This is a genomic window from Actinomycetes bacterium (genome assembly GCA_036000965.1).
Taxonomy (GTDB): Bacteria; Actinomycetota; CALGFH01; order CALGFH01; family CALGFH01; genus DASYUT01.
In genome coordinates, this window is sequence record DASYUT010000245.1 from 1 (window position 1) to 1,884 (window position 1,884).

General features: G+C 71.4%; 3 protein-coding genes. All 3 read left to right on the plus strand.

Features of this window, described 5'->3' with window-relative positions:
• A partial coding sequence (locus VG276_21380; GenBank protein ID HEV8651874.1) for a hypothetical protein occupies window positions 1-264 on the plus strand: 264 nt, incomplete at its 5' end.
• A gap of 101 nt (window positions 265-365) precedes the next feature.
• Entirely contained in the window at window positions 366-1,313 is a 948-nt protein-coding gene (locus tag VG276_21385) for an integrase core domain-containing protein (GenBank protein ID HEV8651875.1), read from the plus strand.
• A gap of 300 nt (window positions 1,314-1,613) precedes the next feature.
• Window positions 1,614-1,884 (plus strand): hypothetical protein (locus VG276_21390; protein ID HEV8651876.1); only part of this gene is annotated, 271 nt, incomplete at its 3' end.

The window sequence follows — 1,884 nt, forward strand, 5'->3', positions numbered from 1 at the left end:
CAGCAGTTGCTGACTGGGGAGCTGTCGCAGCGCCAGGCGGCGGAAAAGTGGAACGTCGACCCGACGACGATCATGCGGATCCGGCGGGTCGCGCGCGAGTCCGCGCTGGCTGGCTTGGCGCAGTCCAGACCCGGGCGGCGCGACAGCGCGGCCGATGCCGAGCTGGCGGCGGCGCGCTCGGAGATCGCCCGGCTCGAGGAGACGGTCAAGGAGCAGGCCATCGAACTCGTGGCCTTGCGGGGAAAAACGAGCTCGGGCTGGTAGGCCGCGTCCCAGCCCGCGTCGAGGCCTGGGTCAAGCAGCGGCTGCTGGAGCTGATCGCCGAGGCGACGGCGGCGGGCTGGAGCTTTCAGCGCGCCTGCCGGGTGCTCGGGCTGACCGAGCGGCGCGCCCGGCGCTGGCAGCAACGCGCGGCGCTGGGCCTGCTGGGCGATCAGAAGCCGGGCGGCACGCCGGTGCACGCGCTGCGGCCCGAGGAGATCACCGCGATCCTCAAGCTGGCCGACGAGTGGGGCGAGATCGACGGCTCGCACCGCAAGCTCGCCCACCGCGGCTCCTATCTCGGCCGGGTGTGGGTGTCGCCGTCGACGCTGCTGCGCGTGCTGCTCGAGTACGGCCGCCGACTCCCGTACCGGCCGCCGCGCGAGAAGTCCGTCCAGCGGCCGTGGCCGGACTGGGTCGAGTACAAGCCGCTGCAGGTTTGGGGCTACGACTTCAGCGACTTCCCCAAGGCCGGGACGAGCGCGCTGGCGATCCTCGACCTCGTCTCGCGCAAGTGGATCGACACCATGCTGTGTCCGGAGGCGACCCACATCCAGGTCCAGGCCTTGTTCACCAGGGCGCTCGAGCGCGAGGGGCTGCTCGACCAGATCCTGACGCTCGTCGACGAACTGGGCGCCGGCGCCGACCCGTCTGAGCTGCCGCCGATCCTGCTCTCGGTGTCAGACAACGGCGCCCAGATGACCTCCGGCTCGACCAGGGAGTTCATGGCCCTGCACGCCATCGCGACACACTACGGCCGGCCCGGAACGCCCACCGATCAGGCCCACATCGAGTCGCTGTTCGGCCACCTCAAGCACGAGTGGCCGCACCTGTGCGCGCTGACCGACCCGGCCGACCTGGCGCGCGAGTTCGACGCCGTGCGCGACCAGTACAACCGGGTCCGGCTGCACGCCGGCATCGGCTACGTCACCCCCGACGACGAGCACGAAGGCCGCGGCCCCGCCATCCGCCGAGCCCGCCGCGCCGGCCTCGCCCGCGCCCGCGAACAGCGGCTCGCCTACCACCGCGACACCCAACCGAGGCTGACCTGATGACCAGCGCCGAAGCCACCGCCATCTCCGTGAGGGCCGGCCCCGCCGGACCTGACCGCCGAATCAGCGCAGCGCGGCCGGGCTGTCAATGGCAGCCCGACAGGGCCGAGCGCAGCAAGCCGCGCAGCGGTGCCGTTGACAGCCCGGCCGCGCGGAGCTACCCACGCCACGACAACCGCATACCATCAACACCACCAACCCCGCCCGACCCGTGACCGACCCCGAAACTGGCTGCGTAATACACGCCCAGATTTCGGACGTTAAGTCAGACGCACGTCAACCGGCGGCAGCGGAATCACCGTGTACGCGGTCTGCCCGTCGCTCTATGCCCGCCACATCTACGGCAACTTCGCCACCGGCGTCGGCGGCAACGCCGGCTGGGTCTTTCACGCCCCGCCCGGCACCTGGATCAACAGCTTCACCCTGCAGGGCCCGTTCATGGGCAGCAGCGGCTGGCAGGCCACCGGCTACCTCGAGGGCGGCGGCTGGTCGGGCGGCGCGTTCGAGAACTGCCCCGGCTCCACTTGCCCGGGCGCCTACAAGTACCTGCTCGGGTCCTACGGCGCCAACA